Source organism: Aneurinibacillus uraniidurans (assembly GCF_028471905.1).
Classification (GTDB): domain Bacteria; phylum Bacillota; class Bacilli; order Aneurinibacillales; family Aneurinibacillaceae; genus Aneurinibacillus; species Aneurinibacillus uraniidurans.
Genome location: NZ_CP116902.1, coordinates 225,174 through 248,884 on the forward strand (window position 1 = coordinate 225,174; position 23,711 = coordinate 248,884).

The following is a 23,711-nucleotide window of genomic DNA, read 5'->3' on the forward strand; positions in this document are numbered from 1 at the left end:
GTGAGCGCAATCAGACCAGATGAAATTAGTTCTCTGATTAAACAGCAGATTGAAAAATACAAATCTGACATCCAGGTTGTGGATGTAGGTACAGTTATCCAGGTTGGTGACGGTATCGCCCGTGTTCATGGTTTACAAAACGTTATGGCCGGTGAGCTTCTTGAGTTCACAAATGGCATAATGGGTTTGGCTCAAAACCTTGAAGAAGATAACGTGGGTGCCGTAATTCTTGGACCTTACACAGACATTCGTGAAGGCGATGAAGTAAAACGTACAGGCCGTATCATGCAGGTTCCAGTAGGCGAAGCAATGCTTGGTCGCGTTGTAAACCCGCTGGGTCAGCCGCTTGACGGCATGGGTCCGATCGAAACGACAGAATTCCGTCCGATCGAAAGCCCGGCACCGGGTGTAATGGCTCGTAAATCCGTTCATGAGCCACTGCAAACAGGTATTAAAGCAATCGATGCGATGGTTCCGATCGGCCGCGGCCAACGTGAGCTTATCATCGGTGACCGTCAAACAGGTAAAACAGCTATCGCACTTGATACAATCATCAACCAAAAAGGCAAGAACATGGTATGTATCTATGTTGCGATCGGTCAAAAACAATCCACTGTAGCAGGCGTAGTTGAAACACTCCGTCAGCACGGTGCTCTTGAGTACACAATCATTGTATCCGCTACAGCATCTGATCCAGCTCCACTGCTGTATCTCGCTCCGTACGCAGGTGTATCGATGGGTGAGTACTTCATGTACAAAGGTGGTCACGTTCTTTGCGTATACGATGACCTTTCTAAACAAGCAGCAGCATACCGCGAACTTTCCCTGCTTCTTAAACGCCCACCGGGTCGTGAAGCATATCCAGGGGACGTATTCTACCTGCACAGCCGCCTGTTAGAGCGTGCTGCGAAGTTGAGCGATGATCTGGGTGGCGGTTCTTTAACAGCTCTTCCATTCATCGAAACACAAGGTAGTGACGTATCTGCGTACATCCCGACGAACGTAATTTCGATCACAGATGGCCAGATCTTCCTTGAATCCAACCTGTTCCACTCCGGTCAGCGTCCTGCGGTTAACGTAGGTATCTCTGTATCCCGTGTAGGTGGTTCCGCTCAGATTAAAGCGATGAAAAAAGTTGCAGGTTCCCTGAAACTTGACCTCGCACAATACCGTGAGCTGCAGGCATTTGCTCAGTTCGGTTCCGATCTGGACAAATCAACACAAGCGCGTTTGAACCGTGGGGAGCGCACAACTGAAATTCTGAAGCAAGGTCAGTTCGAGCCGATGGGCGTTGAGAAGCAAGTTGTTTCAATTTATGCAGCAACAAAAGGCTTCCTTGATGATATCCCGGTTAGCGATGTTAAACGCTTTGAGAAAGAACTGCACTCTTATATCGAACATAACAAAAAAGAGATCTTCGACACAATTGTTAACACGAAAGAGTTACCATCGGAAGACCAATTGAACGCAGCTATTAATGAGTTCAAGAAGGGCTTCGCTGTATCCGAGTAATCGTTGCGTGTCATACGAGTTTGATCAGATACAAAAAAAGGTGGTGAACATAAGTGGCCGGAGGACTTCGTGAAATAAAAGGGCGTATCAAAAGCGTCCAAAATACACGTCAAATCACGAAAGCGATGAAGATGGTTTCAGCTTCGAAACTGCGTCGTGCGCAGGAGCGCGCTGAGGCATCTCGTCCGTACGCAGAAAAAATGCGTGAGGTCGTTATGAGCATCGCTGCCGGCACATCGGGCGCGAAGCACCCGATGCTGCAAAGCCGTCCTGTCAAAAAGACAGGTTATGTCGTGATTACGTCTGACCGCGGTCTCGCGGGCGGATACAACGGAAACGTGCTCCGCATGGTTTCCCGGACGATTGATGAGCGTCATAAGAGCAAGGACGAATATACAATTATTGTACTGGGTCGCAAAGGGCGTGACTTCTTTAAGAAGCGTAATTACCCGGTGATGGAAGAGGTCGTGAACCTGTCCGATTCGCCAACATTCGCTGACATTAAGAATGTCACTCGCAAAGCAGTACAGCTGTTTGCGGACGAGCAGATTGATCAATTGTATCTTGTATACAACAAATTCATCAGTGCGATCCAGCAAGAGCCGACTGAAGTGCAACTTCTTCCACTTACTGGTGTCGAAAAAGTAGAAGGAACACCAACGTACGATTTCGAACCATCTGCGGATGAAGTACTTGCCGACCTGTTGCCGAAATATGCAGAAACGCTTATTTTCAGTGCGCTGCTTGATGCGAAAGCAAGTGAGCAGGGTGCCCGGATGACAGCGATGGGCAGTGCAACGGATAATGCGTCAGATATGATTGACCGCCTGACACTGTTCTACAACCGTGCCCGCCAGGCAGCGATTACGCAGGAAATTGCAGAGATCGTCGGCGGAGCCAACGCGCTCGAATAGGTCGAAGCGTTAGATAGGAGGGAAACAGATGAGCAAGGGACGTATCCTTCAGGTAATGGGTCCGGTTGTTGACGTTCAGTTCGAACGCGGACATCTGCCTGAGATTTATAATGCAATTAAAGTAAATGGAACACTTGAAAACGGTAAGGAAGTTAACCTTACACTCGAAGCGGCTCTTCACTTAGGTGACAATGTTGTTCGTGCCGTTGCGATGTCATCCACAGATGGTCTCGTACGTGGCATGGAAGTTACGGATACAGGTAAGCCGATTTCTGTACCGGTTGGGGAGAAAACACTTGGTCGTGTATTCAACGTACTTGGTGAGCCGATCGATTTGAAAGACGCTCCGACTGATGTTGAATACCATCCAATTCACCGCCAGGCTCCTGCTTTCGAAGAGCAGTCTACAGCGGATGAAATTCTTGAGACAGGTATTAAAGTCGTTGACCTTCTTGCACCGTATGCAAAAGGTGGTAAAATCGGTCTGTTCGGTGGTGCCGGTGTAGGTAAAACCGTACTGATCCAGGAGCTTATCAACAACATCGCACAAGAGCACGGTGGATATTCCATCTTCGCTGGCGTAGGTGAGCGTACTCGTGAAGGGAATGACCTGTATCACGAGATGGTAGACTCTGGCGTTATTAGTAAAACATCCATGGTATTCGGTCAGATGAATGAGCCGCCGGGTGCGCGTCTGCGTATTGCCCTGACTGGTCTGACAATGGCTGAATATTTCCGTGATGTGGAAGGTCGTGACGTACTTCTGTTCGTCGACAACATCTTCCGCTTTACACAAGCAGGTTCTGAGGTATCGGCTCTTCTCGGTCGTATGCCATCTGCCGTAGGTTACCAGCCAACACTGGCAACTGAAATGGGTCAGTTGCAAGAGCGTATCACATCCACGAAGAAAGGTTCTGTAACGTCTATTCAGGCGATCTACGTACCTGCGGATGACTACACTGACCCGGCTCCGGCAACAACATTTGCTCACTTGGATGCTACGACTAACCTTGACCGTGGTATCTCTGAGCTTGGTATTTATCCTGCGGTAGATCCGCTCGCATCTACATCCCGTATTCTGTCTCCAGCCGTTGTAGGTCAGGAACACTACGATGTAGCTCGCGGTGTACAGTCTATTCTGCAGCGTTATAAAGAACTTCAAGATATCATCGCCATCCTCGGTATGGATGAGTTGTCTGATGAAGATAAACAGACAGTAAACCGTGCGCGTAAAATCCAGCGTTTTATGTCTCAGCCGTTCCACGTTGCTGAGCAGTTTACTGGCTTCCCGGGCAAATACGTTCCGGTTAAAGAAACAGTTCGCAGCTTCAAGGAAATCCTTGAAGGTAAGCATGACAATCTTCCGGAAGCAGCGTTCCTGTATGTAGGAGCGATTGAAGAAGCGGTTGAAAAAGCTAAGAAGATGTAGTAGTTCAACCCTGATGAAGGGGAGGGTTTCGTAGATGAATACAATTGCAGTCGAAATCGTTACTCCAGAACGGGTTGTCTACCGCGGAGATGCACGCATCGTCGTAGCCAGAGGTATGGAAGGGGATCTAGGTGTTTTGCCTAATCACATTCCGACGGTTACACCGTTGAAGATTGCTCCGGTTCTGGTGAAAAAGCATGAAGGTGCAGACGATATTATTGCTGTAAGCGGTGGAATGATGGAAGTTCGTAAAGATAAAATTACGATTCTTGCTGAATCTGCTGAACTAGCGGATGAAATTGACGTAAATCGTGCAACAGCTGCGAAAGAGCGGGCGGAACGCCGTCTTGCTGAAAGTGGCCGTGATGATGTTGATTTTAAACGCGCTCAGTCATCGCTTCAACGTGCAATGAACCGTCTGAACATTGCCGGTAAATAAGTAAAAAAGCCCCGTTGTGAGTAAAACACAACGGGGCTTTTTTTGATGAATTATTTTCCTACTTGTCTAAAAGATTGACTAATCTGTGATATAATGGACACGAATAATATGGTCCAGTAAGCCTACACAGGAGCGATGAACAATGGCGTATGTTTCCAAAAATGCATCGTCCCCTTTGGCCCATGGATCAGGCACATCTCCGGGTTCTTCCGGATCAAATTCACGTAGCAAATGAATGTTTCCGCTTGTAGTGCCTAATTTGCAGATATTGCGATGATTAGAGCTATCCATGGCGATGATATAATCCCATTGGGTCAAATCCTCTTTTGTAAACTGTCTGGCGTATTGTCCATCTAGTGAGACACCATGCTTTGCTGCTGCCCGAATGGAACCTGGATCCGGTTTTTCGCCAGTATGATAGTTTGCTGTACCTGCTGAATCAATATAAAAGTGTTCAGACAGTCCTCTTTCTTCTACGAGATGTCGAAATATACCTTCTCCAAGAGGGGACCGGCATATGTTTCCAAGACAAACAAAAATGACACGAATTTTTTTAGCTTTTGACATGAAGATACGCCCTTTCTGATAGGAAAATTACTATACAAATGTACCATATGATCATGAAATCCCTCTATTAGACGGTAAAAGATATATTTGGTATAATTGTATGGGATTTTCATATACAAATTTTTGTAACTTGATTTTCTATTAATTTTAGGGTAGGGGGAAGGTCATGGCAACGTTGTATTCAAACAACTATCTGATTGTTGTCATTTTTCTCTTCTTAGGCATTATTCTGCCCGTGGTAGCGATTACATTGGCGCGGCTTTTAGCGCCAAGTAACCCCACTGAGGAGAAAAGAAAGACGTACGAAAGCGGGGTCGATACGATCGGTTCCAGCTGGGTTCAATTTAACGTCAAATACTACATTTTTGCTTTGCTTTTTGTTGTGTTTGACGTAGAGACTGTCTTCTTGTATCCATGGGCAGTAGCTTTTGACAGTCTTGGACTTTTTGCACTTGTTGAAATGATGATCTTTATTTTCCTGCTTGTCATTGGTTTACTCTATGCCTGGAAAAAGAAGGTGTTGGAATGGAACTAAATTTAGAAGGAATCACCTTAGAAGAACGAAAAGAGTTAGAGCGCAGTGTTGTACTTAGTACATTTGAACAGCTCAAAGCATGGGCACGAAGCAACTCAATTTGGCCGCTTACATTCGGTCTTGCTTGTTGTGCGATCGAGATGATGGGAACGGGTGGTGCGAACTGGGATACGGACCGATTTGGTGTATTCTATCGTGCTTCGCCGCGTCAGTCCGATTGCATGATTGTATCGGGAACGGTAACAAAGAAAATGGCTCCGCTTGTCCGTCGTTTATACGATCAGATGGCAGAGCCGAAGTGGGTAATTGCGATGGGCTCTTGTGCAACAGCTGGCGGACCGTATGTTAATTCATACGCAGTTGTTAAAGGAGTGGATCAGATTATTCCGGTTGATGTATATATTCCGGGATGTCCACCAAGCCCTCCTGCTTTAATTTATGGAATTAACAAGCTACAAGAGAAAATTCGCTATGAAGCGAAAACCGGGAGGAAGGTGACCGGTGAATGAGTGAAGAGAAAAAGAGACCAACACCAGAAGAGAAAGCTGCTGCTGCCGCAAAAGCAAAGGCTGCTGCCGCTGAGGCTGCCAAGGCTAAAGCTGCTGATACTACGGAAGAAGATGCAGATGCGGTTGCTAAGGCGAAAGCTGCCGCTGCCGCAAAAGCGAAAGCTGCCGCTGCCAAAGCGAAGGCCGCAGGTGCTACTGGAGAAGGAGAAGCCCCTGCTGAACCGAAAAAACCTTCGCCAAAACAGCCCGTACTGGATCAAATTGTGAAAGTTATAACACAGAAGCTAGGTCAAGATGTATTGGAGAATTCATACATTAACGAACTGAGCGAACATATTCCGACTCTTGTTGTAAAGAGAGAGAGCCTTTTGGAAACTGCTCGCCTACTTCGTGAACATGAAGAGCTTGCATTTGATTATCTTTCACTTAGTTTAGGCGTCGATTATGAAACACATATGGAATCGATTATTTACTTGTACTCCTATAAAAAAGGAGAGAACGTGTGCGTTAAAGTAAAAGTAGATCGCGAGCATCCACATGTTGCATCCGTTATGCCAATCTGGCCAGGTGCTGACTGGTTTGAACGGGAAACGTATGATCTTCTTGGAATTGTGTATGAAGGACATGCAAACTTGAAACGCATCATGCTTCCAGATACATGGGTTGGCCACCCGCTGCGCAAAGACTATGTACAGTACGACGGGGAGGTGTGAGAGCAGTGAGCCAGAGCACAGGAATTAGAACAGAAGAAATGCTGCTGAATGTCGGGCCTCAGCACCCGAGTACGCACGGTGTATTCCGGATGATTGTCAAGATTGACGGGGAAACCATAACCGAATGTACACCGGTTATCGGGTATTTGCACCGTGGTACGGAGAAGCTGGCCGAGAATCTGAACTATACACAGATTATCCCGTATACGGACCGCATGGACTATATCGCAGCGATGTCGAACAACTACATGATGGTGCATACGGTTGAGACGATGATGGGGCTTGAAATCCCGGAACGTGCAGAATACTTGCGCGTTATCGTGCTTGAGCTGCAGCGTGTAGCTAGTCATTTGCTATGGTTTGGTACATATCTACTGGATCTTGGGGCATTGAGCCCGCTTTTATATGCATTTGTTGATCGGGAGAAAATCTTGAGCTTCTTTACTGAAATCTCGGGTGCCCGCCTCACGTACAATTACATGCGGGTTGGTGGGGTAAAATGGGATGCTCCAGAAGGCTGGCTTGAGAAGGTGCGCGAGTTCGTCCCGTATATGCGCAAGCAGCTGCAGGATTATCATGGGCTTGTGACGGGAAATGAAGTATTTGAAAAGCGTGTAAAAGGGGTCGGAGTTATTACAAGAGAAGACGCGATTGCACATTCGATGAGTGGTGTGCAGCTTCGTGCATCAGGTGTGAAGTGGGATTTACGTAAAGATCAGCCGTATTCCATTTATGATCGGTTTGATTTTGAAGTCCCGACAGAGGAAGCAGGAGATTGTTTTGCCCGCTATATGATCCGTTTCCACGAGATGGTAGAATCTCTCAATATTATTGAACAAGCTTTACAACAAATGCCGGATAGCGGTGAGATCATGGCGAAAGTGCCGCGTATCATCAAAGCCCCACAGGGTGAGGCATTTACAAGAATTGAGGCACCACGCGGAGAGATCGGCTGCTATATTGCAAGCAACGGGAAAGACAAACCGTATCGCATTAAATTCCGCCGTCCATCCTTTGCCAACCTTCAAATTCTTCCGAAGCTGATGTATGGGCAGAACATTGCGAACATGGTAGCCATCCTCGGAAGTATTGATATTGTACTTGGGGAGGTTGACGGTTAATGGATGCATATTTGCAACAAACACTCGGCATACAAAATGGCCTTGTCTTTATTCTGTCAGCGGCTGCATTGCTTGGTATCGTACTTGGATTCGTAACGTATTCGATCTACTTTCAACGTAAAATTCTCGGTTGGATGCAGCTGCGAGTAGGTCCGAACCGGGTAGGGCCATTCGGTCTCCTGCAGACAGTGGCAGACGTATTGAAGCTATTATTGAAAGAGGATATTATCCCGAAGGCTGTTGACAAGCCGCTCTTTATTCTGGCGCCCGTTATCGCTTTTACACCGGCGTTTGCCGTGCTTGCGGTTATGCCGTTTACGGAAAATCTGCATTTTGCAGATATTGGAGTAGGGTTGCTGTATTACATTGCGATATCTGGGATTACTGTGCTTGGAGTCATAATGGGTGGATGGGCGTCGAACAATAAATGGGCTCTTATCGGTGCTATGCGTTCGGCTGCGCAGATGATCAGTTACGAAATTCCGCTTGTTATGTCAGTTGTCGGTGTTGTATTGATGACAGGCAGCTTGAATCTGATTGATATCGTAGAGAAACAGCGTGATATGGGAATGTGGTTCTTTATTCCGCAGTTTCTTGGCTTTGTTGTATTCATCATTGCTCAGCTTGCCGAGTTAAGCCGGACACCATTTGACCTAACAGAAGCAGAATCCGAGCTCATCTCTGGCTATCATGTCGAGTACAGCGGTTTCCGCTGGGCGTTCTTTATGTTAACGGAGTATGTGTACATTTTTGCGATGGCATCACTGACGACTGTGTTGTTCCTTGGAGGCTGGCTGCCACCATTTGAATTCCTGGCATTCATTCCAGGTATTGTCTGGTTTGGACTTAAGTTTGCCTTCGTTGTATTCTTTATTTTCTGGCTGCAGGCAACGTTCCCGCGGATGCGTGTCGACCAGTTGATGCAGATGGGCTGGAAAGTTCTGCTGCCAGTAGCGCTGCTGAATATCCTGATCACTGCAGTGTTGAAAACGGTACTGTAGAAGGGGTGATAGCGTGTTAAGATTTGCCAAAGGACTAGCGTATACATTTAAGAAGATGGCAGAGAAAAAAGCAACGCACATGTATCCAGATCAGGAGATGGTCTGGCCGGAGCGATTCCGCGGCATCCAGCATTTTTCACCAGAAAAATGCATCGTATGTAATCAATGTGCTCGCATCTGTCCGACTGGTTGTATCAATCTGATCGGGAAGAAGAGTGAAGACCCGAACAAAAAAGGAAAAGTGATCGACACGTATGACATTAACTTCGAGTTATGCATTTTGTGTGATCTATGTACGGAAGTATGCCCGACTGAGGCGATCGTGATGACTACAAACTTTGAACTGGCGGCATATAGTCGCGATGAGCTATTCAAAAACTTGCGCTGGCTTGATGATAACAATACCAATGTACGGGGAGGGAAAGCCTAAATGAGCGGACAGGTAATCGCATTTTTCGTGCTTGCCCTGCTGACCATCGGGGGTGCTGTGTTTATGATTAGCAGCACGCGCGTGGTGCACATGGTAGTATCGCTGGCCTTTACATTTCTCGGAATTGCTGGCCTGTACATTTTACTTGAGGCGGAATTTGTCGGCATGACACAAGTCCTTGTGTATTCCGGAGCCATCTCCATTCTGATGCTGTTTGGAATTATGCTGACGCGTCATGATGCAATGGATGTTATGGTTCGAGCAGGATGGACGAAGCAGTTACTTCGTCTGGCGATCGTTGTGTTTTTTATCATTGTTGGTTTTACACTGTATCGTGCGCCGTGGGACGGAGCACCAGTCGCATTTTCGGAGCAGAACAATGTAAAAGAAATCGGGATTCAAATGTTTACGCATTACATGATTCCATTTGAACTCGTATCTGTCCTTCTTCTCGTTGCGCTTGTAGGTTCGATTATTCTAGCGAAGAAGGAGGCGGACGACGAATGAGCGTACCGATTATCTCATATTTACTGATTGGCTTGATTCTGTTCTGTATCGGTTTATACGGATGTTTAACCAAGCGTAATGCCGTTGTGGTGCTTCTCTGCATTGAGTTAATGCTGAATGCAGCAAACATCAATCTAGTTGCCTTTGCTAAATTTGGGTTTTTTGCCAATATCGCTGGACAGATATTTTCCTTGTTTACGATTACGGTGGCGGCAGCCGAGGCAGCCGTGGGGATTGCCATCCTGATTGCCCTGTACCGCAACCGCAACACGGTTCAGGTTGACGAGATGGATTTACTGAAGCGATAGAATGGAAGGGGAATGGTGATCTGATATGATAGCAAATGCATGGCTCATCCCGCTCTTTCCGCTCCTGGCTTTCGTGCTGCTTGTTGCATTCGGTCGGCAGCTTAAGGAAGCATCTGCCTATGTGGGAATTCTCGCAACGGCTGCTTCGTTTATTGTGGCGCTGCTCGTCTTTTTTGAGCGGTTTGCCGGAGGAGCGGAGGATTATCTAAATAACAGCTTCAACTGGCTAACGTACGCCGGACAGAAAATTACTATGGGCTATGAAGTAACCCAGTTGAATGCTATGATGCTTGTCATTGTTACACTGGTCAGTCTCTTAGTTAATATTTATTCCAAAGGGTACATGCATGGAGATGAGCGCTTTTCGGTATTTTACCAGTATCTTGCTCTTTTTACGTTTTCCATGCTTGGCGTTGTCTTATCGCCAAACATTTTACAGCTGTACATATTTTGGGAGCTTGTAGGGGTATGTTCCTTCCTGCTTGTTGGCTTCTACTACTTCAAGCCAGAAGCGCGTGCGGCTGCCAAAAAAGCCTTTATCGTAACCCGGATTGGGGACGTAGGGCTTTTCATTGGTCTTGCTCTGACCTTCTGGTGGGTAGGCAGCTTTGATTATCATGATATTTTTGCTAAAGTGCATGCCGGTGGCATCGAAGAGTGGAAGATTACACTGATTGGGATCCTCGTCTTCGTTGGTGCCATGGGTAAGTCCGGTCAGTTCCCACTTCATACATGGCTTCCGGATGCGATGGAAGGCCCGACCCCAGTCAGTGCCCTTATCCACGCAGCTACGATGGTTGCAGCCGGTGTATACCTTGTCGCACGCATGTATGATTTGTATCTCGCATCGCCGGTAGCGACGGAAGTGATTGCGTATATCGGTGGCTTTACCGCCATTTTTGCCGCTTCCATTGGTTTGACGCAGCGCGATATTAAACGCGTGCTCGCGTATTCAACGGTCAGCCAGCTCGGTTACATGATGCTTGCACTTGGTGCAGCAAGTGCGGCAGGTTATGTAGCGGGTACGTTCCACCTGATGACACACGCCTTTTTCAAAGCCCTTCTGTTCCTTGGGGCAGGTAGTGTCATTCATGCTGTGCATACACAGGACATCTTTGAGATGGGTGGCCTGTGGAAGAAGATGCGAATTACGGGTGCAGTTTTCCTAATTGGATGTTTGGCAATTGCGGGGATTCCACCGTTTGCAGGCTTCTGGTCAAAAGAGGAAATTTTGAATGCGACGCTTGCATCAGGACGGTATGACCTGTTTATTATGGCCGTGATTGCAGCTTCATTTACAGCATTCTATATGTTCCGCCTGTTCTTCCTTACCTTCACTGGTACACCACGCACAGATAACAGCCATGCGCATGAATCACCGTCTGTCATGACGATGCCGATGCTGGTGTTAGCGATGCTTGCTGTATTGGCAGGTTTGATTAACACGCCGTGGAATCAAGTGCTGGGTAACTGGATGACGAATGGGTTTACCTTGTATACGAATGGCCATGGCGGCGAACATCACGGTCCGATGTGGGTGACGGCTCTTGCGGTTGCTGTATCGGTAGCAGGTATTGCGCTAGCCTGGATGATGTATGGCAAGGGGCAGATTCCTTCTGGTAAGGGAGGGATGTTGTATCGTCTGTCCTTCCATAAATACTATGTGGATGAGATTTACGATATTGTATTTGTTGAGCCGCTGCGTGCACTTGGCAAGGCGATGAACTGGATTGATCACACAATTGTGGACGGTCTGGTACGTCTGGTTGCGCAGGCTGCACAAGGGATTGGAAGTATAGGAGCACGAATGCAGGATGGTAAGGTGCAGACATACGGAACGATTGCCTTTATCGGTCTGGTACTGCTTCTAGCCGGCTTGACAATAGCAGGGGGGTACGTAGAGCAATGGCGAACTATTTTCTTACAATCCTAACGTTTTCACCGCTGCTGGGTGTGCTGCTGCTCGCGTTCGTTCCGAAAAACCTGCCCGGCACGATTAAAGCAATTGGGATTCTTGCGACACTTGTTCCGCTTGTATTAGCGTTGATGCTGTACACGGGGTTTGATTCGGCGGCACCGGGACTACAGTTGGTTCAGCAGATGAACTGGATTAACATCCCGCTTGGCCCCGAACAGTCGCTGCCGATCCGTTTTGAGATGGGCATCGATGGGTTATCTATGCCGCTTGTGTTACTGACAACCATCATTAGTACAATGGCGGCGATTGTCGGTCTGACTATTGATAAACGCTGGAAAGCCTTCTATGTGTTGTTCTTGATCGTAGAGATGGGCATGCTCGGTGTATTCACAGCAGCGAACTTGTTCCAACTGTTTATCTTCTTTGAATTTACGATTATTCCGATGTTCTTCATGTTGGGCATCTGGGGTTATGTCGATCGCGAAAAAGCGGCGTTCAAATTCTTGTTATATAACGGAATTGGTTCTGCCATTATGCTGATCGTGTTTGTTATTTTGTTTGTTCTGACAGGAACGTTAAACATTGCAAAAATTGCCGAGCTGTTCACCAGTCCGATGTCGCCATTTAATGTTCCGGATGTGCAGGGCTATCTTTCGAATAGTGTACGTCTGGGGCTGTTTGTAGCTCTGCTGCTCGCATTTGCCATCAAGATTCCGATCGTACCATTCCATACGTGGATGCTGAAAACATATCAGGAAGGTCATCCGGCGGTCATTATGATCTCGTCTGGTGTTCTGATTAAGATCGGTGGCTATGCACTGATCCGTCTAAATGCGGGCTTCTTCCCACAGTGGATGAATGAATTGGCCGCATTCATTGCGGTGCTTGGTGTCATTAATATTTTGTATGGGGCTGTGCTCGCACTTGCACAGGATGAACTGAAACAAATGCTGGCGTACTCCAGCGTAAGCCATATGGGGATTGTGCTTTTGGGGATTGCAGCAGTCAATGCCCAGGGATTCCAGGGAGCAATCTTCCAGATGATCTCGCATGGTCTGATTGCTGCCCTTATGTTTTATCTTGTCTCGCTTGTTCATGAACGTGCAGGTACAAGCAACATTCGTGAGCTTGGTGGTCTGGCAAAATCTATGCCGATTATTAGTGGGATTTTCTTGACTGCTATGATGGCATCAGCTGGTCTGCCAGGAATGTCCGGGTTTATTAGTGAGTTCATGGCATTTGTCGGTTTGTTCGGTTCCGAACCAGCAATCGCAGCAGTTGGTGCGCTCGGGATTATTCTGACAGCTGTCTACTTGCTTCGGGCTACACTTGCGACAACGTTTGGTCCAACTCGCGCAGAGCATGAGAATCTAGCAGATGCACAGGCGATTGAAGTTGTTCCAATGGTCGTTTTGCTTAGTTTAATCATTCTGATCGGTGTTTATCCGGCTGTATTGAGTGAACCACTGCAGGCGACATTGCAAACTATTGCGTCAGGGATTGGAGGTTTCAGCCGATGAATAGTAAATGGGGGGTTCTGGCCGAATATGACTGGTCAGTGATGAGTCCTGAGTTTACCATACTTGGTGTTGCTACACTCCTGTCGCTGATTGATTTACTCATGGGCAAAAAAGCGGATCGTCGCATTCTCGCCTGGATTGGACTTGCGGGTGTCATTCTCGCCGGGTATTTTGTAATACGAAATACAGGGCATGATGTCGTATCGATTATGAATGATATGTACCGTCTGGATGGGTTTGCGAATGCATTTAAGCTGATTTTCTTGAGTGGCGTGGCATTCGTACTGCTGATTTCGATTAGCTACATTGATGAAGCACGGAATGTACCGTATTCTGGGGAGTATTATTATTTGCTGTTATCTGCCCTGCTTGGTGCTATGATTATGGCTTCATCGGCAGATCTGATTACGTTATTTGTCGGTTTAGAGCTGCTTTCGATTTCTTCTTATATACTAGTAGGAACGCGCAAGCATAATATTCAGACGAATGAATCAGCGTTTAAGTACGTTGTATCCGGTGGAATTGCAGCTGCGATTACGCTGTATGGTATGTCATTTATTTATGGGGTCACAGGCTCGACGAATCTGTACACCATTGCAGAACGCCTGCCGGATAAGTTTTCCGGTGGCTTTGATCTTCTAATCTATCTCGCATTCTTCCTGATGATTGTCGGTCTAGCTTTTAAAGTCTCTGCTGTGCCGTTTCACATGTGGGCACCGGATGTGTATCAGGGAGCGCCGACACCGATTACTGCGTTCTTATCTGTTGTATCCAAAGCAGCAGGGTTTGCGATTATTCTGCGTGTGTTTATCGTGATCTTTATCAACATTGTTACAGTGGATGCTGAACTGGGCATGTATCAGCGGCTTATTGCTGGGAAGCTGGCGATCTATATCTCGATTATTGCAGCAGCTTCCATGATTATTGGGAATACGCTGGCGCTTCGTCAGGTCAATGTGAAGCGGATGATGGCATATTCGGGAATTGCGCAGGCTGGTTATTTACTTGTACCTCTGGCATCTCTGACTGACCTTTTGCTGGATCAAACTGTATTTTATCTGGTTGCTTATTTGCTGGCGAATATGGGTGCCTTTGCTGTGATTATGATCGTAAATCGTGATCAGCAAACGGAAGAGCTAGCAGGATTTGCAGGCTTGTACCATCGAGCACCGTGGTTGTCGATTGCGATGACATTCTTCCTGTTGTCACTGGCAGGGATCCCGATTTCTGCGGGTTTCTTCGGGAAGTTCTATATCTTTATAAGCGCTGTTGGTTTAATGAAATACTGGCTGGCAGGGATTATGCTGGCAACCAGTGTAGTTTCGTACTACTACTATTTTGGTATCATTCGCCAGATGTATATGCGTCCGGGGACGACAGAATCGCCGTTGCGTGTACCAGCACCGATCGCAGTTGTTGTCTTGCTTACATGTATCGGAACGGTAGTCATTGGTGTGATGCCAGACCCGGTTATTCAGTACATCCATACGAATTTCCCGTTCCAGCAAATTCTTGAATCAGGTTCGAAGATGTAGGATAGCATAGTATGATTTCCAAAGAATGCCCCGTGCTTGTACGTATGGTACAATAAGCCGAGGCATTCTTTTTTCGAGAAAAGGAAGTGAAAGAGATGGCGATAGAGGGCGTGATTAATATTATGCTGTCGCTTGTGTTTATTGGGTTGAGTTTTTGGGCGCTGCAGGCGTTTCGCTTTGACCTGTTTTTGTCTGAGGCTAAGGGGGGCAGAGCCCGTCTGCTGCAGGTTTTTCTTGCGATTTTTATTGGGCATGGGGTAGCTAGATTTTTCACTGATTATTATGGCTGGACCCAGATGCTTCGCCAATTTTTTGTGTAGCATAAGCCGTATATAAAGCAGCGTGATGAGATGACGCTGCTTTTTTCATTGTATAAGAGCCTCCCATTCCGTAAACACTGAAGTAAAAAGAGAATTGGGAGAGGAAAGCAATGAAAATATATAAAATCTGGAAGATGACTCTGCTTGTTTTGCTGGGAATTTCTGCTCTATTGGTGTATCCTGTTATTGCCAGCATGAAGGAACTGTCTGACACAGATACAGCTATTACACATGCACGGGCTGATCTTGAACATTTAATACAGGCAACCAGAAAGACGGATGCGCAGGTTGAAACCGTTAGCCTGCGGGTCAAGGCTAGCCTTCCTGCTCTGAATACGGAAGAGAAGCAGCAGAAGTTTTTACGAACATTTGATATACCTGTATGGCAGCACGATGTAGGGAACTCGATTCATTCGTATGCAGGCGAGAAAAAGGTCGGGAACATTGGGGTGAAAATTAACGTCTCTTTTTCGGATAGTCAGGAAGGAAAGGAAAACAGCTGCCATTTATCTATGGAAGTGACGGGTGAAGCAAAGTATGTTGCAGAAATGGAGCAAGTGCTTCATACGCATTTGAAAAACAATGGAATTGGGTCTGAACTCCTGCAAATTATATCTTGTGTCAGAGGATTTTATAGTGGTAAACTGAAAAATGACTTGCAAATCGAGAGAACAAGTCAGATACTGGCCGAACTAAATGGAAAAATAGTGGAAAGTCTTACTGAGGAAACGATTCAGAGCACTTCAGCTTATTCACCCCTACTACACACCATGATTCGCACCAATCATCAGCCTATGAATGTACAGGTAGCGACACATTATAGCCAGTATCGAAACAGAACAACAATTACAGTAGGAACACCGATTATTACTACGGAATATTACTAGAGCAGGACGCGGGGGGAAGTAGTGTGGATAAGATCATCATCCGCGGTGGGCGACGTTTGTCGGGGAACGTTCGTGTACACGGCGCAAAAAATGCAGTACTGCCAATCATTGCAGCATCAATTCTGGCAGAAGACGGTGCTAGTACCATTCATGAAGTCCCTGGATTGGACGATGTGTATGCCATCAGCGAAGTTATTAAAGCACTTAATGTAGAAATCACATATGACGACCAGGGAGAAACCCTTTTGGTTAATGCGCAGGGCTTATCGGCGGTCGAGGCACCTTATGAATGGGTAAGGAAAATGCGGGCATCGTTTTTAGTAATGGGCCCTTTACTTGCGCGCAAAGGTCAGGCAAAAATTCCGCTTCCAGGCGGTTGTGCAATCGGATCACGCGGCATTGACCAGCACCTTAAAGGATTTGAAGCCATGGGTGCAAAAGTGGAGATCGGGCAGGGATATATTTTTGCTAGCGTAGCAGGCCGATTGAAAGGGGCAAAAATTTACCTGGATCTTCCGAGTGTGGGCGCAACGGAAAACATCATGATGGCTGCCAGTATGGCAGATGGTATGACCATTATCGAAAATGCAGCACAGGAACCAGAGATCGTAGACTTGGCTAATTACTTGAATGCTATGGGGGCACGTGTCCGTGGAGCCGGAACCGATACGATTCGTATCGAAGGTGTAGAACGGATGCATGGAGCTGTACATAACGTAATTCCGGATCGGATTGAGGCAGGAACCTTCATGGTTGCGGCGGCGATTACACGTGGCGACGTGACGATTGAGAATGCGATCATTGATCATCTGAAGCCGGTTGTAGCAAAGTTGCGAGAGGCGGGCGTAGAGATCGAAGAGGTGGAGAACGGTGTACGTGTATGCTGTAAGAATCCACTTAAAACGATTGATGTGAAGACTCTTCCACATCCAGGATTCCCGACAGATATGCAGGCACAGTTCATGGCGATGATGCTGTCGGTACCAGGCACAAGCTTAATTACGGAGACAGTGTTTGAGAACCGTTTTATGCATGTAGATGAGTTTAAACGAATGGGATCGGTCATCAAAATTGAGGGTCGGACTTCTTTTGTAACAGGTGGTATACGGTTAACAGGAGCGAAGGTAAAAGCAACAGACCTTCGTGCCGGAGCTGCCCTTATTCTAGCTGGCTTGATTTGCGAAGGGGAAACGGAAATCACAGAGCTTCACCACATTGATCGTGGATACGTGCGCATTGTTGAGAAGTTTAAAGCACTTGGTGCTGATGTCGAACGCCACAATACACCGGTTGTACAACTTGTCAAAGACGAGTTAGAACCGGAAGCAGTGGTATCTTCAACAGAAGCGTCGTTGGCCTAATTGTATAGAAATTTATAGCGGAGTCTGTGAATGTAATGTTCACAGACTCTTTTTCATTCATAACGTTTTTTTCTTCGGCATATTCTTCTGAAGAGGAAGTTGTCCAACAGGCATCTGGGAGGAGAATATAATGAAGACTATTTTGTATTTCGTCGTTGCTTTTATCGCGATTTTGCTTGCTGTTCCATCTATTCTTGTGCTACTTCATACAGAGCCTGAATCAGTGCCAGAAAAAGCTGCATCGATGCAGAAACCATCTACTGCTTCATCTTCACAAGTTGGAAAACAGAGTCAGCCCATCACATTTCCGATTAAAGTTCTTCGTGTGGAAACGGGAAAAGTAGAATCGGTTCCGCTCGAACAATATGTCGCAGGGGTCGTAGCCGGTGAGATGCCCGCTGAATTTGAAATGGAGGCATTAAAAGCACAGGCGTTAGCCGCCCGAACGTATATTACGCTTCGTATTTCTCAAAAAGATTTTTCTGATGTGCCTAAGCAGGGATACGTGACGGATACCGTAAAGCACCAAGTGTATCTTGATGATAAACAGCGCCGCGCACGCTGGGGCAGTACGTATGCCTGGAAGAATGAACGGATTGTACGAGCTGTACAGGAAACAGCAGGTCAGGTTCTAACGTATGAAAATCAGCCGATTAATGCGACATTTTTTTCTACGAGTAATGGGTATACAGAAAATGCAGAGGATTATTGGGGGAGCAAAATTCCGTACCTTCGCAGTGTCAAAGTACCGTGGGACACCGCTTCTCCACGATATGAGGAAACAGTCACCATTCCGATTGAACAAGTTGAGAAACGATTGAAAACCAAATTAACGATTCCAGCGGGTGGGGGCCCATCTTCCTGGCAGAAAGTGTTGTCTTACACTGCCGGTCAACGTGTGAAAGAAATCAAAATCGGCGATAAAGTATACACCGGGCGCAGCGTACGAGAGCTGCTTGACTTAAATTCCTCGCAGTTTACGCTTGCGATTGATAAGAAAAACGTTGTCGTGCATACACGCGGCTACGGCCACGGTGTCGGCATGAGTCAGTGGGGTGCGAACGGCATGGCAAAGGAAGGAAAGAAGGCTGAGGAGATTGTGGCGTACTTTTATCAGGGGGTGCAGATTCAAAGCGCCGGGAAGTGGCTGAAGTAAGGTTGGTGGTGGAGCGGGGGAATGAGGAATTTGTTTGCCTTTCCTTTTCGCAAGGAAGAGTATACTGTCCGTTCCGGAAGTGAAAAAGGGAAGGTGCAAAACATCTGGGTGATTCAGTGAGGGAGACAATTGCACCTTCAGATCCTTTTTCACTTCCTCCACTAAGCAACGAAAAGCCGGACAGCACAAATTCTCTCATTCTCCCGCTCCAAACCAGCTTCCTTGCCCTCCCTTTCATACAACATCACCAAGACTTTCAAAAATATTTTTGATAGGCGGAAGCTTTGTGGGTTGGGAGGAGGGAAGCGAGAAGATGACGCCGTCCGGCCCTCTTAACCCAGCGGAGCAGAAAAACGGCGGAAACAGGAGCGTAATTGTCTCCCTCATCGAGTAAGCCTAGATATTTTGCGCTCCCCGTCGTTTTTCTGCGGAGCGGACAGTCGATGCTTCTCAGGCAGAGGGGAAAGGCAAGGAATCTTTCGATTCCCTCCTCCCAACCCCCACTAAGCTATCGTTACACATCTCAGAAAGAAAATTTTGAAAATCATGTTTATCCCCTCTTTTTCCTGTCAAAGCTGGGTGATGAGGTGATAAACAATGAATGAAGATAAAAACAACCAACATGGTTCTTCTCCGATTAAAAAAGTGCAAACTAGCGGATGGAGACGAATGGCGAGTAAAAAGTGGATTTTTCCCGCTGCCTACATGGGAATTGCGGCTATCATACTGGCGGGAGTAATGTGGTACCAGAACAGCAAAGACTTCTCTTTCACGAAAGAAACACCAAATGCGGCTCCGCAGTCTGTTGAGCCGGATAGCGGAGCTGCTCGAACAGCCCAACTCCCAGAGGAACAAAAGGCTGTCCCAGTAAATGGAGATGCACCGTTTGTCTGGCCAGCAAAATCAGAAGCGAATACGCATAAAGTGATGAGCTTCTTCGATGATGCGGCTGACAAAAAAGAGAAGGAAGCTGCCTTAATTAAATTTGACAATTCCTACTGGCCAAACACAGGAATTTCCATTGCAGCGAAAGACAAAAAATCGTTTGAAGTAACAGCAGCTCTTGACGGGAAAGTAACGAAGGCAGAACGTGATCCAATGCTTGGCTATCAGGTCGAAGTGAAGCATGATAACGGGATGTCTACTGTATATGCGAGTCTTGATGAAATGAACGTCAAAGCAGGCGATCAGCTAAAACAGGGCGCGGTTGTTGGTATGGCGGGCCGTAACGTATTCGAGAAAGATCTCGGCATTCACCTGCATTTTGAAGTACACAAAGACGGTCATGCGGTAGCACCAGATCAATACTTGCCACCAACTCAATCTGCTGCTTCAGCAAAATAACAAGAAAATAGAAGAAAATGAAGAAAAAAGGCTGATTAGTACATGCTATCAGCCTTTTTTCGCATATATACGGCCTTGCCTCAATATACTGTATCAGACCAACGACCATAAGGTTTAGGAGGCGAGAGGAGTGCACGATTACATCAAGGAGCGAACGATGAAAATCGGTCACTACATTGTCGAAACCCGCAATACCGTTCGCAAGATTGCCAAAGAGTTTGGCGTGTCGAAAAGCACGGTGCACAAAGACTTAACAGAACGACTCCCGGAAATTAATCCTGAGCTGGCTAACGAAGTGAAAGAAATCCTCGAATATCATAAGTCTGTTCGTCACCTGCGCGGAGGAGAAGCAACGAAGATCAAGTACAAACGTAAAAGCAGAAGCTATCGGAAGGAGGAAGCAGAAGAATTGGCATGATGTAAAATCTCCTTGTTACAGTACAATATGCGTAGTACAATATTCTGATGATAGAACTGTTAATTACAGGGAGGCTCTTGTCATGTTAGGCAAAGATATAGGAATTGATTTAGGAACGGCCAACGTCGTCATTTATGTCCGGGGGCGCGGCGTTGTGCTTGATGAACCTTCAGTCGTAGCCATTGACAGTGTTACGAAGCGGGTGCTTGCTGTAGGGGAAGAAGCACGCCGTATGGTTGGACGTACGCCAGGCAACATTGTAGCGATTCGTCCGCTTCGAGATGGGGTAATTGCGGATTTTGACATTACAGAAGCAATGCTGAATCATTTTATTAAAAAAATCGGGATCAAAGGATTCATGGCTCGGCCGCGTATCTTGATCTGTACACCTACGAATATCACATCAGTAGAGCAAAAAGCAATTCGGGAAGCAGCGCAGCGATGCGGAGCAAGAGAAGTGTTCCTCGAAGAAGAACCAAAAGTAGCCGCTGTGGGAGCCGGTATGGATATTTTTCAACCGTATGGAAACATGGTAGTAGATATGGGCGGTGGAACAACCGATGTTGCTGTACTCTCTATGGGAGACATCGTCACCGCCTCTTCCATTAAAGCGGCCGGGGACAAATGTGACCTTGCTATTATGAAATACATTAAAGAGAAGTACAAGCTTCTCATCGGCGAACGCACAGCTGAAGATATTAAAATTCAGATCGGAACGGTATTTCCGGGATTGCGTACGGACTCGATCGATATACGCGGCCGCGACATGGTATCAGGTCTGCCACAGACTGTTACAATTACGTCAGAAGAAGTATGTACGGCGCTACAAGAAATTGCACAGGCTATTGTCCTCGCATCCAAAGGCGTGCTAGAACGCACACCACCAGAACTCTCGGCAGATATCATTGATCATGGAATCATGCTGACAGGTGGAGGCGCACAGCTGCACGGACTTGATCGTCTGCTAGCAGAAGAGTTGAAAGTGCCGGTAATGATCGCCGAACAACCGATGGCCTGCGTAGCAGTAGGAACGGGCCTTATGCTGGAAAATCTGGACAAGTCTCCCCAGAATAGGAGAAAGAAAAAGATTTTTTCATAGAGTTTAGTCTGCTATAATAAATACAAATAGAACCACTTCCTTTTTTTGCCTAACATGTATCTTATGAAAGTAAGGTGAGAGCTATGTTGCGCGGTTTAGACGCTGCAGCGTCCGGGATGATTGCGAATCAGGCGCGTCAGGACGCATTAACGAACAATCTTGCGAACGTGAATACGCCAGGTTACAAAACAGATAACGCAGCATTTCGCTCGTTTCCGGAAGTGTTAATTGAGCGCATTCGGGATACGGGTGGTGGTGCGATGGAAGGGCTTGGTGCCAAACAGGTTCTTGGTCAGATTACACATGGGGTGTACAATCAAGAACTCGTGCCGAATTTTGCGCAGGGCGATGCGTACGAAACGGAAGACCCACTGAATTTTTCACTGGAAGACGGGATGCTTGCTCCGCAGGTGATTGATGGTCGAAGCGTCCAGCCGCGTACATTTTTTAAGGTACAGAAGCCAGGTGAGAACGGTGGAGCACCAGAAATTTTCTACACGCGAAGCGGGAACTGGAAGATGAATGCGGCCGGATATTTGGCTACACCGGAAGGATACCAGGTGCTTGACGCCAATAACCAGCCGATTAATGTGCGGGCACTACTTGGTACGCAGCCGCTGTCGAAGAAGACGCTTGTTGTCACCCCTCAGGGTCAGCTAACAGCACCGCTCAGTCCAGGATCACAGCCGGTGCAGCTTGGGCTTGTACGGGTGGATAATCCAGCGCTTACCATGGTGAAAGAGGCGGATACCACGTTCCGTTACACAGGAGCAGGCCAGCCAGTCGCATTTAATCCGGTGCGTGATACTGCTGTTTCCATCAGACAGGGTTATCTGGAGCGTTCCAATGTGGATGCGGGTCGTACAATGATGGATATGATGAATGTGATTCGCAGCTATGAGGCGAATCAGAAAGTGCTGAGTGCCTATGATACAACACTGCAGAAGCTGGCTGAAGTGGCACGAGTATAAGGGCTGGAGGAGTAAACGATGAATCACGCGATGATCAATTCTGCATCCGGCGTGCGGGCGATGCAACTGCGCGTCGATACGATTGCGAACAATCTGGCGAATTCAGATACGGTGGGCTTCAAGTCGAGTGATACCACGTTCGCTGCGATGTTGACACGTAATTTGAATAATCAGCCGTATACAGAGTATGAGCAGGGGCGTCAGACCCCGTACGGAATTCGTCCTGGATTTGGTGCCAAAGAAGCGCTTCAGGTTGTGGATTATAAACAGGGCGCGATGAAGCAGACGGATTCTCCGACAGATTTGTTTCTACAGGGAGAAGAAGCGTTTTTCCGTGTGCAGCGAGCTGGTGTAAACGGGCGTCCGAATGAGACATATTTTACGAGAGCAGGTAATTTCTCGACGCTGCCGACAGCGAATGGGCAGCTTGCTCTGCTGACGGCTCAGGGAGATGCTGTAATGGATACAGCGGGTCGGCCAGTTCAGATCCCGTCTAATGCCACTAACTTTACAGTGAATAAAGATGGACAGATTGTATATCGATTGAATGGTGTGGAGACACAAGGTCAGCGTATCGGCATTTATACGGTCCAGAACTTGAATATTTTGAATCCGGCTGGTGAAAATTACTACCGTATACCGGTTGAGCAAATAGGTGGCAATGCACAGTGGACAGATTATGCTCGATTGGCGAACGGTGGGGCCACCCTGCCAGATGGTGTAGGGATTCAGCAGAAAGCGTTGGAAGCTTCTAATGTCGATCTACGCAAAGAGATGACGATGCTGATTGAAGCACAGCGCAGCTTACAGTTTAATGCCCGGGCCATTTCTTACAATGACCAAATGTCAGATATTACAAATCGGATTTATAAGGGTTGATATGATGCCAGAACAAAGCAGGCCATCAGGAGCTTCGACAGCGCAGGCCCGGCAAGCAAGTGCGGCACCGCAGCGTAAGAAACGTCGGGACTACGCTCCGCTGCTCGCACGAATTATGCTCATTCCCTTTTTGTTGCTTATTGCACTGGTTGCGGGAGCGATTACGGGCTATAGCATTTTGGGAAAAGGGTCTGCAGTAGATGTATTTGATCTGCACACCTGGAAACATATGTATGATTTAGTGTTCAGTTAAGCTGGAACACTTTTCTTTTTTTTTACTTATATCTTTCTAAATATTTCTATAAGGACTTTTACCAG

General features: G+C 47.0%; 26 protein-coding genes. 25 read left to right on the forward strand and 1 reads right to left on the reverse strand.

Features of this window, described 5'->3' with window-relative positions; all coding sequences use genetic code 11:
• Genes atpA through PO771_RS01150 form a run of 4 tightly spaced genes read left to right on the forward strand, consistent with a single transcriptional unit; the run spans nt 1 to nt 4,294 of the window.
• Nucleotides 1-1,512, forward strand: coding sequence for a F0F1 ATP synthase subunit alpha (gene atpA / locus PO771_RS01135; protein ID WP_272561485.1), 1,512 nt, complete (start codon nt 1-3; stop codon nt 1,510-1,512).
• A 53-nt stretch (nt 1,513-1,565) separates the two neighbouring features.
• On the forward strand, nt 1,566-2,426 hold the full coding sequence (atpG, locus tag PO771_RS01140; RefSeq protein WP_272561486.1) for an ATP synthase F1 subunit gamma: 861 nt from the start codon (nt 1,566-1,568) through the stop codon (nt 2,424-2,426).
• Nucleotides 2,427-2,454: 28 nt separating this feature from the next.
• The gene (gene atpD / locus PO771_RS01145) at nt 2,455-3,855 is read left to right on the forward strand and encodes a F0F1 ATP synthase subunit beta (RefSeq protein WP_272561487.1); all 1,401 of its coding nucleotides are present in this window, start codon (nt 2,455-2,457) and stop codon (nt 3,853-3,855) included.
• Nucleotides 3,856-3,889: 34 nt separating this feature from the next.
• The gene (locus PO771_RS01150) at nt 3,890-4,294 is read left to right on the forward strand and encodes a F0F1 ATP synthase subunit epsilon (RefSeq protein ID WP_272561488.1); all 405 of its coding nucleotides are present in this window, start codon (nt 3,890-3,892) and stop codon (nt 4,292-4,294) included.
• Between the two features lie 78 nt (nt 4,295-4,372).
• On the opposite strand, the gene PO771_RS01155 is transcribed toward PO771_RS01150, so the two are convergent.
• Nucleotides 4,373-4,861, reverse strand: a complete 489-nt coding sequence (locus PO771_RS01155) for a low molecular weight protein-tyrosine-phosphatase (RefSeq protein ID WP_272561489.1) — start codon at nt 4,859-4,861, stop codon at nt 4,373-4,375.
• Between the two features lie 166 nt (nt 4,862-5,027).
• On the opposite strand from PO771_RS01155, the gene PO771_RS01160 reads away from it, so the two are divergent.
• The 21 genes from PO771_RS01160 to PO771_RS01260 all read left to right on the forward strand — a co-directional run bounded on the left by PO771_RS01160 (nt 5,028) and on the right by PO771_RS01260 (nt 23,646).
• Complete coding sequence (locus PO771_RS01160; protein ID WP_272561490.1) at nt 5,028-5,396, forward strand: NADH-quinone oxidoreductase subunit A; 369 nt, start codon at nt 5,028-5,030, stop codon at nt 5,394-5,396.
• Complete coding sequence (locus PO771_RS01165) at nt 5,387-5,905, forward strand: NuoB/complex I 20 kDa subunit family protein (protein ID WP_272561491.1); 519 nt, start codon at nt 5,387-5,389, stop codon at nt 5,903-5,905. Before PO771_RS01160 ends, PO771_RS01165 begins: the two co-directional genes overlap by 10 nt.
• On the forward strand, nt 5,902-6,618 hold the full coding sequence (locus PO771_RS01170; RefSeq protein ID WP_272561492.1) for an NADH-quinone oxidoreductase subunit C: 717 nt from the start codon (nt 5,902-5,904) through the stop codon (nt 6,616-6,618). Before PO771_RS01165 ends, PO771_RS01170 begins: the two co-directional genes overlap by 4 nt.
• Before the next feature lie 38 nt (nt 6,619-6,656).
• Nucleotides 6,657-7,739, forward strand: a complete 1,083-nt coding sequence (locus PO771_RS01175) for an NADH-quinone oxidoreductase subunit D (protein ID WP_422664996.1) — start codon at nt 6,657-6,659, stop codon at nt 7,737-7,739.
• A complete protein-coding gene (nuoH, locus tag PO771_RS01180; RefSeq protein WP_272561494.1) occupies nt 7,739-8,740 on the forward strand; it encodes an NADH-quinone oxidoreductase subunit NuoH in 1,002 nt (333 codons plus the stop codon). Before PO771_RS01175 ends, nuoH begins: the two co-directional genes overlap by 1 nt.
• A 13-nt stretch (nt 8,741-8,753) precedes the next feature.
• On the forward strand, nt 8,754-9,170 hold the full coding sequence (nuoI, locus tag PO771_RS01185; protein WP_272561495.1) for an NADH-quinone oxidoreductase subunit NuoI: 417 nt from the start codon (nt 8,754-8,756) through the stop codon (nt 9,168-9,170).
• Nucleotides 9,171-9,677, forward strand: a complete 507-nt coding sequence (locus PO771_RS01190) for an NADH-quinone oxidoreductase subunit J (protein ID WP_272561496.1) — start codon at nt 9,171-9,173, stop codon at nt 9,675-9,677.
• The gene (nuoK, locus tag PO771_RS01195) at nt 9,674-9,985 is read left to right on the forward strand and encodes an NADH-quinone oxidoreductase subunit NuoK (protein WP_272561497.1); all 312 of its coding nucleotides are present in this window, start codon (nt 9,674-9,676) and stop codon (nt 9,983-9,985) included. The genes PO771_RS01190 and nuoK overlap by 4 nt, the downstream gene beginning before the upstream one ends.
• A gap of 25 nt (nt 9,986-10,010) precedes the next feature.
• Entirely contained in the window at nt 10,011-11,918 is a 1,908-nt protein-coding gene (nuoL, locus tag PO771_RS01200; protein WP_272561498.1) for an NADH-quinone oxidoreductase subunit L, read from the forward strand.
• A complete protein-coding gene (locus PO771_RS01205; RefSeq protein ID WP_272561499.1) occupies nt 11,891-13,423 on the forward strand; it encodes a complex I subunit 4 family protein in 1,533 nt (510 codons plus the stop codon). The genes nuoL and PO771_RS01205 overlap by 28 nt, the downstream gene beginning before the upstream one ends.
• Entirely contained in the window at nt 13,420-14,958 is a 1,539-nt protein-coding gene (gene nuoN / locus PO771_RS01210) for an NADH-quinone oxidoreductase subunit NuoN (protein WP_272561500.1), read from the forward strand. Before PO771_RS01205 ends, nuoN begins: the two co-directional genes overlap by 4 nt.
• Before the next feature lie 95 nt (nt 14,959-15,053).
• Nucleotides 15,054-15,278, forward strand: coding sequence for a DUF1146 family protein (locus PO771_RS01215; protein ID WP_272561501.1), 225 nt, complete (start codon nt 15,054-15,056; stop codon nt 15,276-15,278).
• A 110-nt stretch (nt 15,279-15,388) separates the two neighbouring features.
• Entirely contained in the window at nt 15,389-16,165 is a 777-nt protein-coding gene (locus PO771_RS01220; protein WP_272561502.1) for a YwmB family TATA-box binding protein, read from the forward strand.
• Nucleotides 16,166-16,188: 23 nt separating this feature from the next.
• The gene (murA, locus tag PO771_RS01225; RefSeq protein ID WP_272561503.1) at nt 16,189-17,526 is read left to right on the forward strand and encodes a UDP-N-acetylglucosamine 1-carboxyvinyltransferase; all 1,338 of its coding nucleotides are present in this window, start codon (nt 16,189-16,191) and stop codon (nt 17,524-17,526) included.
• 130 nt (nt 17,527-17,656) lie between these two features.
• On the forward strand, nt 17,657-18,682 hold the full coding sequence (gene spoIID, locus PO771_RS01230) for a stage II sporulation protein D (protein ID WP_272561504.1): 1,026 nt from the start codon (nt 17,657-17,659) through the stop codon (nt 18,680-18,682).
• Between the two features lie 597 nt (nt 18,683-19,279).
• Nucleotides 19,280-20,026 (forward strand): M23 family metallopeptidase, encoded by a 747-nt coding sequence (locus PO771_RS01235; protein WP_272561505.1) that lies wholly within the window; start codon nt 19,280-19,282, stop codon nt 20,024-20,026.
• A gap of 130 nt (nt 20,027-20,156) precedes the next feature.
• Complete coding sequence (gene spoIIID, locus PO771_RS01240) at nt 20,157-20,444, forward strand: sporulation transcriptional regulator SpoIIID (RefSeq protein ID WP_096463535.1); 288 nt, start codon at nt 20,157-20,159, stop codon at nt 20,442-20,444.
• An 82-nt stretch (nt 20,445-20,526) separates the two neighbouring features.
• Nucleotides 20,527-21,543 carry a rod shape-determining protein gene (gene mreB / locus PO771_RS01245; RefSeq protein WP_272561506.1) on the forward strand — a complete coding sequence of 339 codons (1,017 nt, stop codon included), beginning with the start codon at nt 20,527-20,529 and terminating at the stop codon, nt 21,541-21,543.
• A gap of 83 nt (nt 21,544-21,626) precedes the next feature.
• Nucleotides 21,627-22,514, forward strand: a complete 888-nt coding sequence (locus PO771_RS01250) for a flagellar hook-basal body protein (protein WP_272561507.1) — start codon at nt 21,627-21,629, stop codon at nt 22,512-22,514.
• 18 nt (nt 22,515-22,532) lie between these two features.
• Nucleotides 22,533-23,393, forward strand: coding sequence for a flagellar hook-basal body protein (locus PO771_RS01255; protein ID WP_272561508.1), 861 nt, complete (start codon nt 22,533-22,535; stop codon nt 23,391-23,393).
• A 1-nt stretch (nt 23,394) separates the two neighbouring features.
• Nucleotides 23,395-23,646 (forward strand): DNA-directed RNA polymerase subunit beta, encoded by a 252-nt coding sequence (locus PO771_RS01260; RefSeq protein WP_272561509.1) that lies wholly within the window; start codon nt 23,395-23,397, stop codon nt 23,644-23,646.
• Nucleotides 23,647-23,711: the final 65 nt, after the last annotated feature.

Excerpts from the sequence above, each read along its gene's own strand:
- atpD (WP_272561487.1), top strand. The coding sequence starts at position 2,455 with ATGAGCAAGGGACGTATCCTTCAGGTAATGGGTCCGGTTGTTGACGTT.
- PO771_RS01150 (WP_272561488.1), top strand. The coding sequence starts at position 3,890 with ATGAATACAATTGCAGTCGAAATCGTTACTCCAGAACGGGTTGTCTAC.
- PO771_RS01155 (WP_272561489.1), bottom strand. The coding sequence starts at position 4,861 with ATGTCAAAAGCTAAAAAAATTCGTGTCATTTTTGTTTGTCTTGGAAAC.
- PO771_RS01160 (WP_272561490.1), top strand. The coding sequence starts at position 5,028 with ATGGCAACGTTGTATTCAAACAACTATCTGATTGTTGTCATTTTTCTC.
- PO771_RS01165 (WP_272561491.1), top strand. The coding sequence starts at position 5,387 with ATGGAACTAAATTTAGAAGGAATCACCTTAGAAGAACGAAAAGAGTTA.
- PO771_RS01170 (WP_272561492.1), top strand. The coding sequence starts at position 5,902 with ATGAGTGAAGAGAAAAAGAGACCAACACCAGAAGAGAAAGCTGCTGCT.
- PO771_RS01175 (WP_422664996.1), top strand. The coding sequence starts at position 6,657 with ATGCTGCTGAATGTCGGGCCTCAGCACCCGAGTACGCACGGTGTATTC.
- nuoH (WP_272561494.1), top strand. The coding sequence starts at position 7,739 with ATGGATGCATATTTGCAACAAACACTCGGCATACAAAATGGCCTTGTC.
- PO771_RS01190 (WP_272561496.1), top strand. The coding sequence starts at position 9,171 with ATGAGCGGACAGGTAATCGCATTTTTCGTGCTTGCCCTGCTGACCATC.
- nuoK (WP_272561497.1), top strand. The coding sequence starts at position 9,674 with ATGAGCGTACCGATTATCTCATATTTACTGATTGGCTTGATTCTGTTC.
- nuoL (WP_272561498.1), top strand. The coding sequence starts at position 10,011 with ATGATAGCAAATGCATGGCTCATCCCGCTCTTTCCGCTCCTGGCTTTC.
- PO771_RS01205 (WP_272561499.1), top strand. The coding sequence starts at position 11,891 with ATGGCGAACTATTTTCTTACAATCCTAACGTTTTCACCGCTGCTGGGT.
- nuoN (WP_272561500.1), top strand. The coding sequence starts at position 13,420 with ATGAATAGTAAATGGGGGGTTCTGGCCGAATATGACTGGTCAGTGATG.
- PO771_RS01215 (WP_272561501.1), top strand. The coding sequence starts at position 15,054 with ATGGCGATAGAGGGCGTGATTAATATTATGCTGTCGCTTGTGTTTATT.
- PO771_RS01220 (WP_272561502.1), top strand. The coding sequence starts at position 15,389 with ATGAAAATATATAAAATCTGGAAGATGACTCTGCTTGTTTTGCTGGGA.
- spoIID (WP_272561504.1), top strand. The coding sequence starts at position 17,657 with ATGAAGACTATTTTGTATTTCGTCGTTGCTTTTATCGCGATTTTGCTT.
- PO771_RS01235 (WP_272561505.1), top strand. The coding sequence starts at position 19,280 with ATGAATGAAGATAAAAACAACCAACATGGTTCTTCTCCGATTAAAAAA.
- mreB (WP_272561506.1), top strand. The coding sequence starts at position 20,527 with ATGTTAGGCAAAGATATAGGAATTGATTTAGGAACGGCCAACGTCGTC.
- PO771_RS01250 (WP_272561507.1), top strand. The coding sequence starts at position 21,627 with ATGTTGCGCGGTTTAGACGCTGCAGCGTCCGGGATGATTGCGAATCAG.
- PO771_RS01255 (WP_272561508.1), top strand. The coding sequence starts at position 22,533 with ATGAATCACGCGATGATCAATTCTGCATCCGGCGTGCGGGCGATGCAA.
- PO771_RS01260 (WP_272561509.1), top strand. The coding sequence starts at position 23,395 with ATGATGCCAGAACAAAGCAGGCCATCAGGAGCTTCGACAGCGCAGGCC.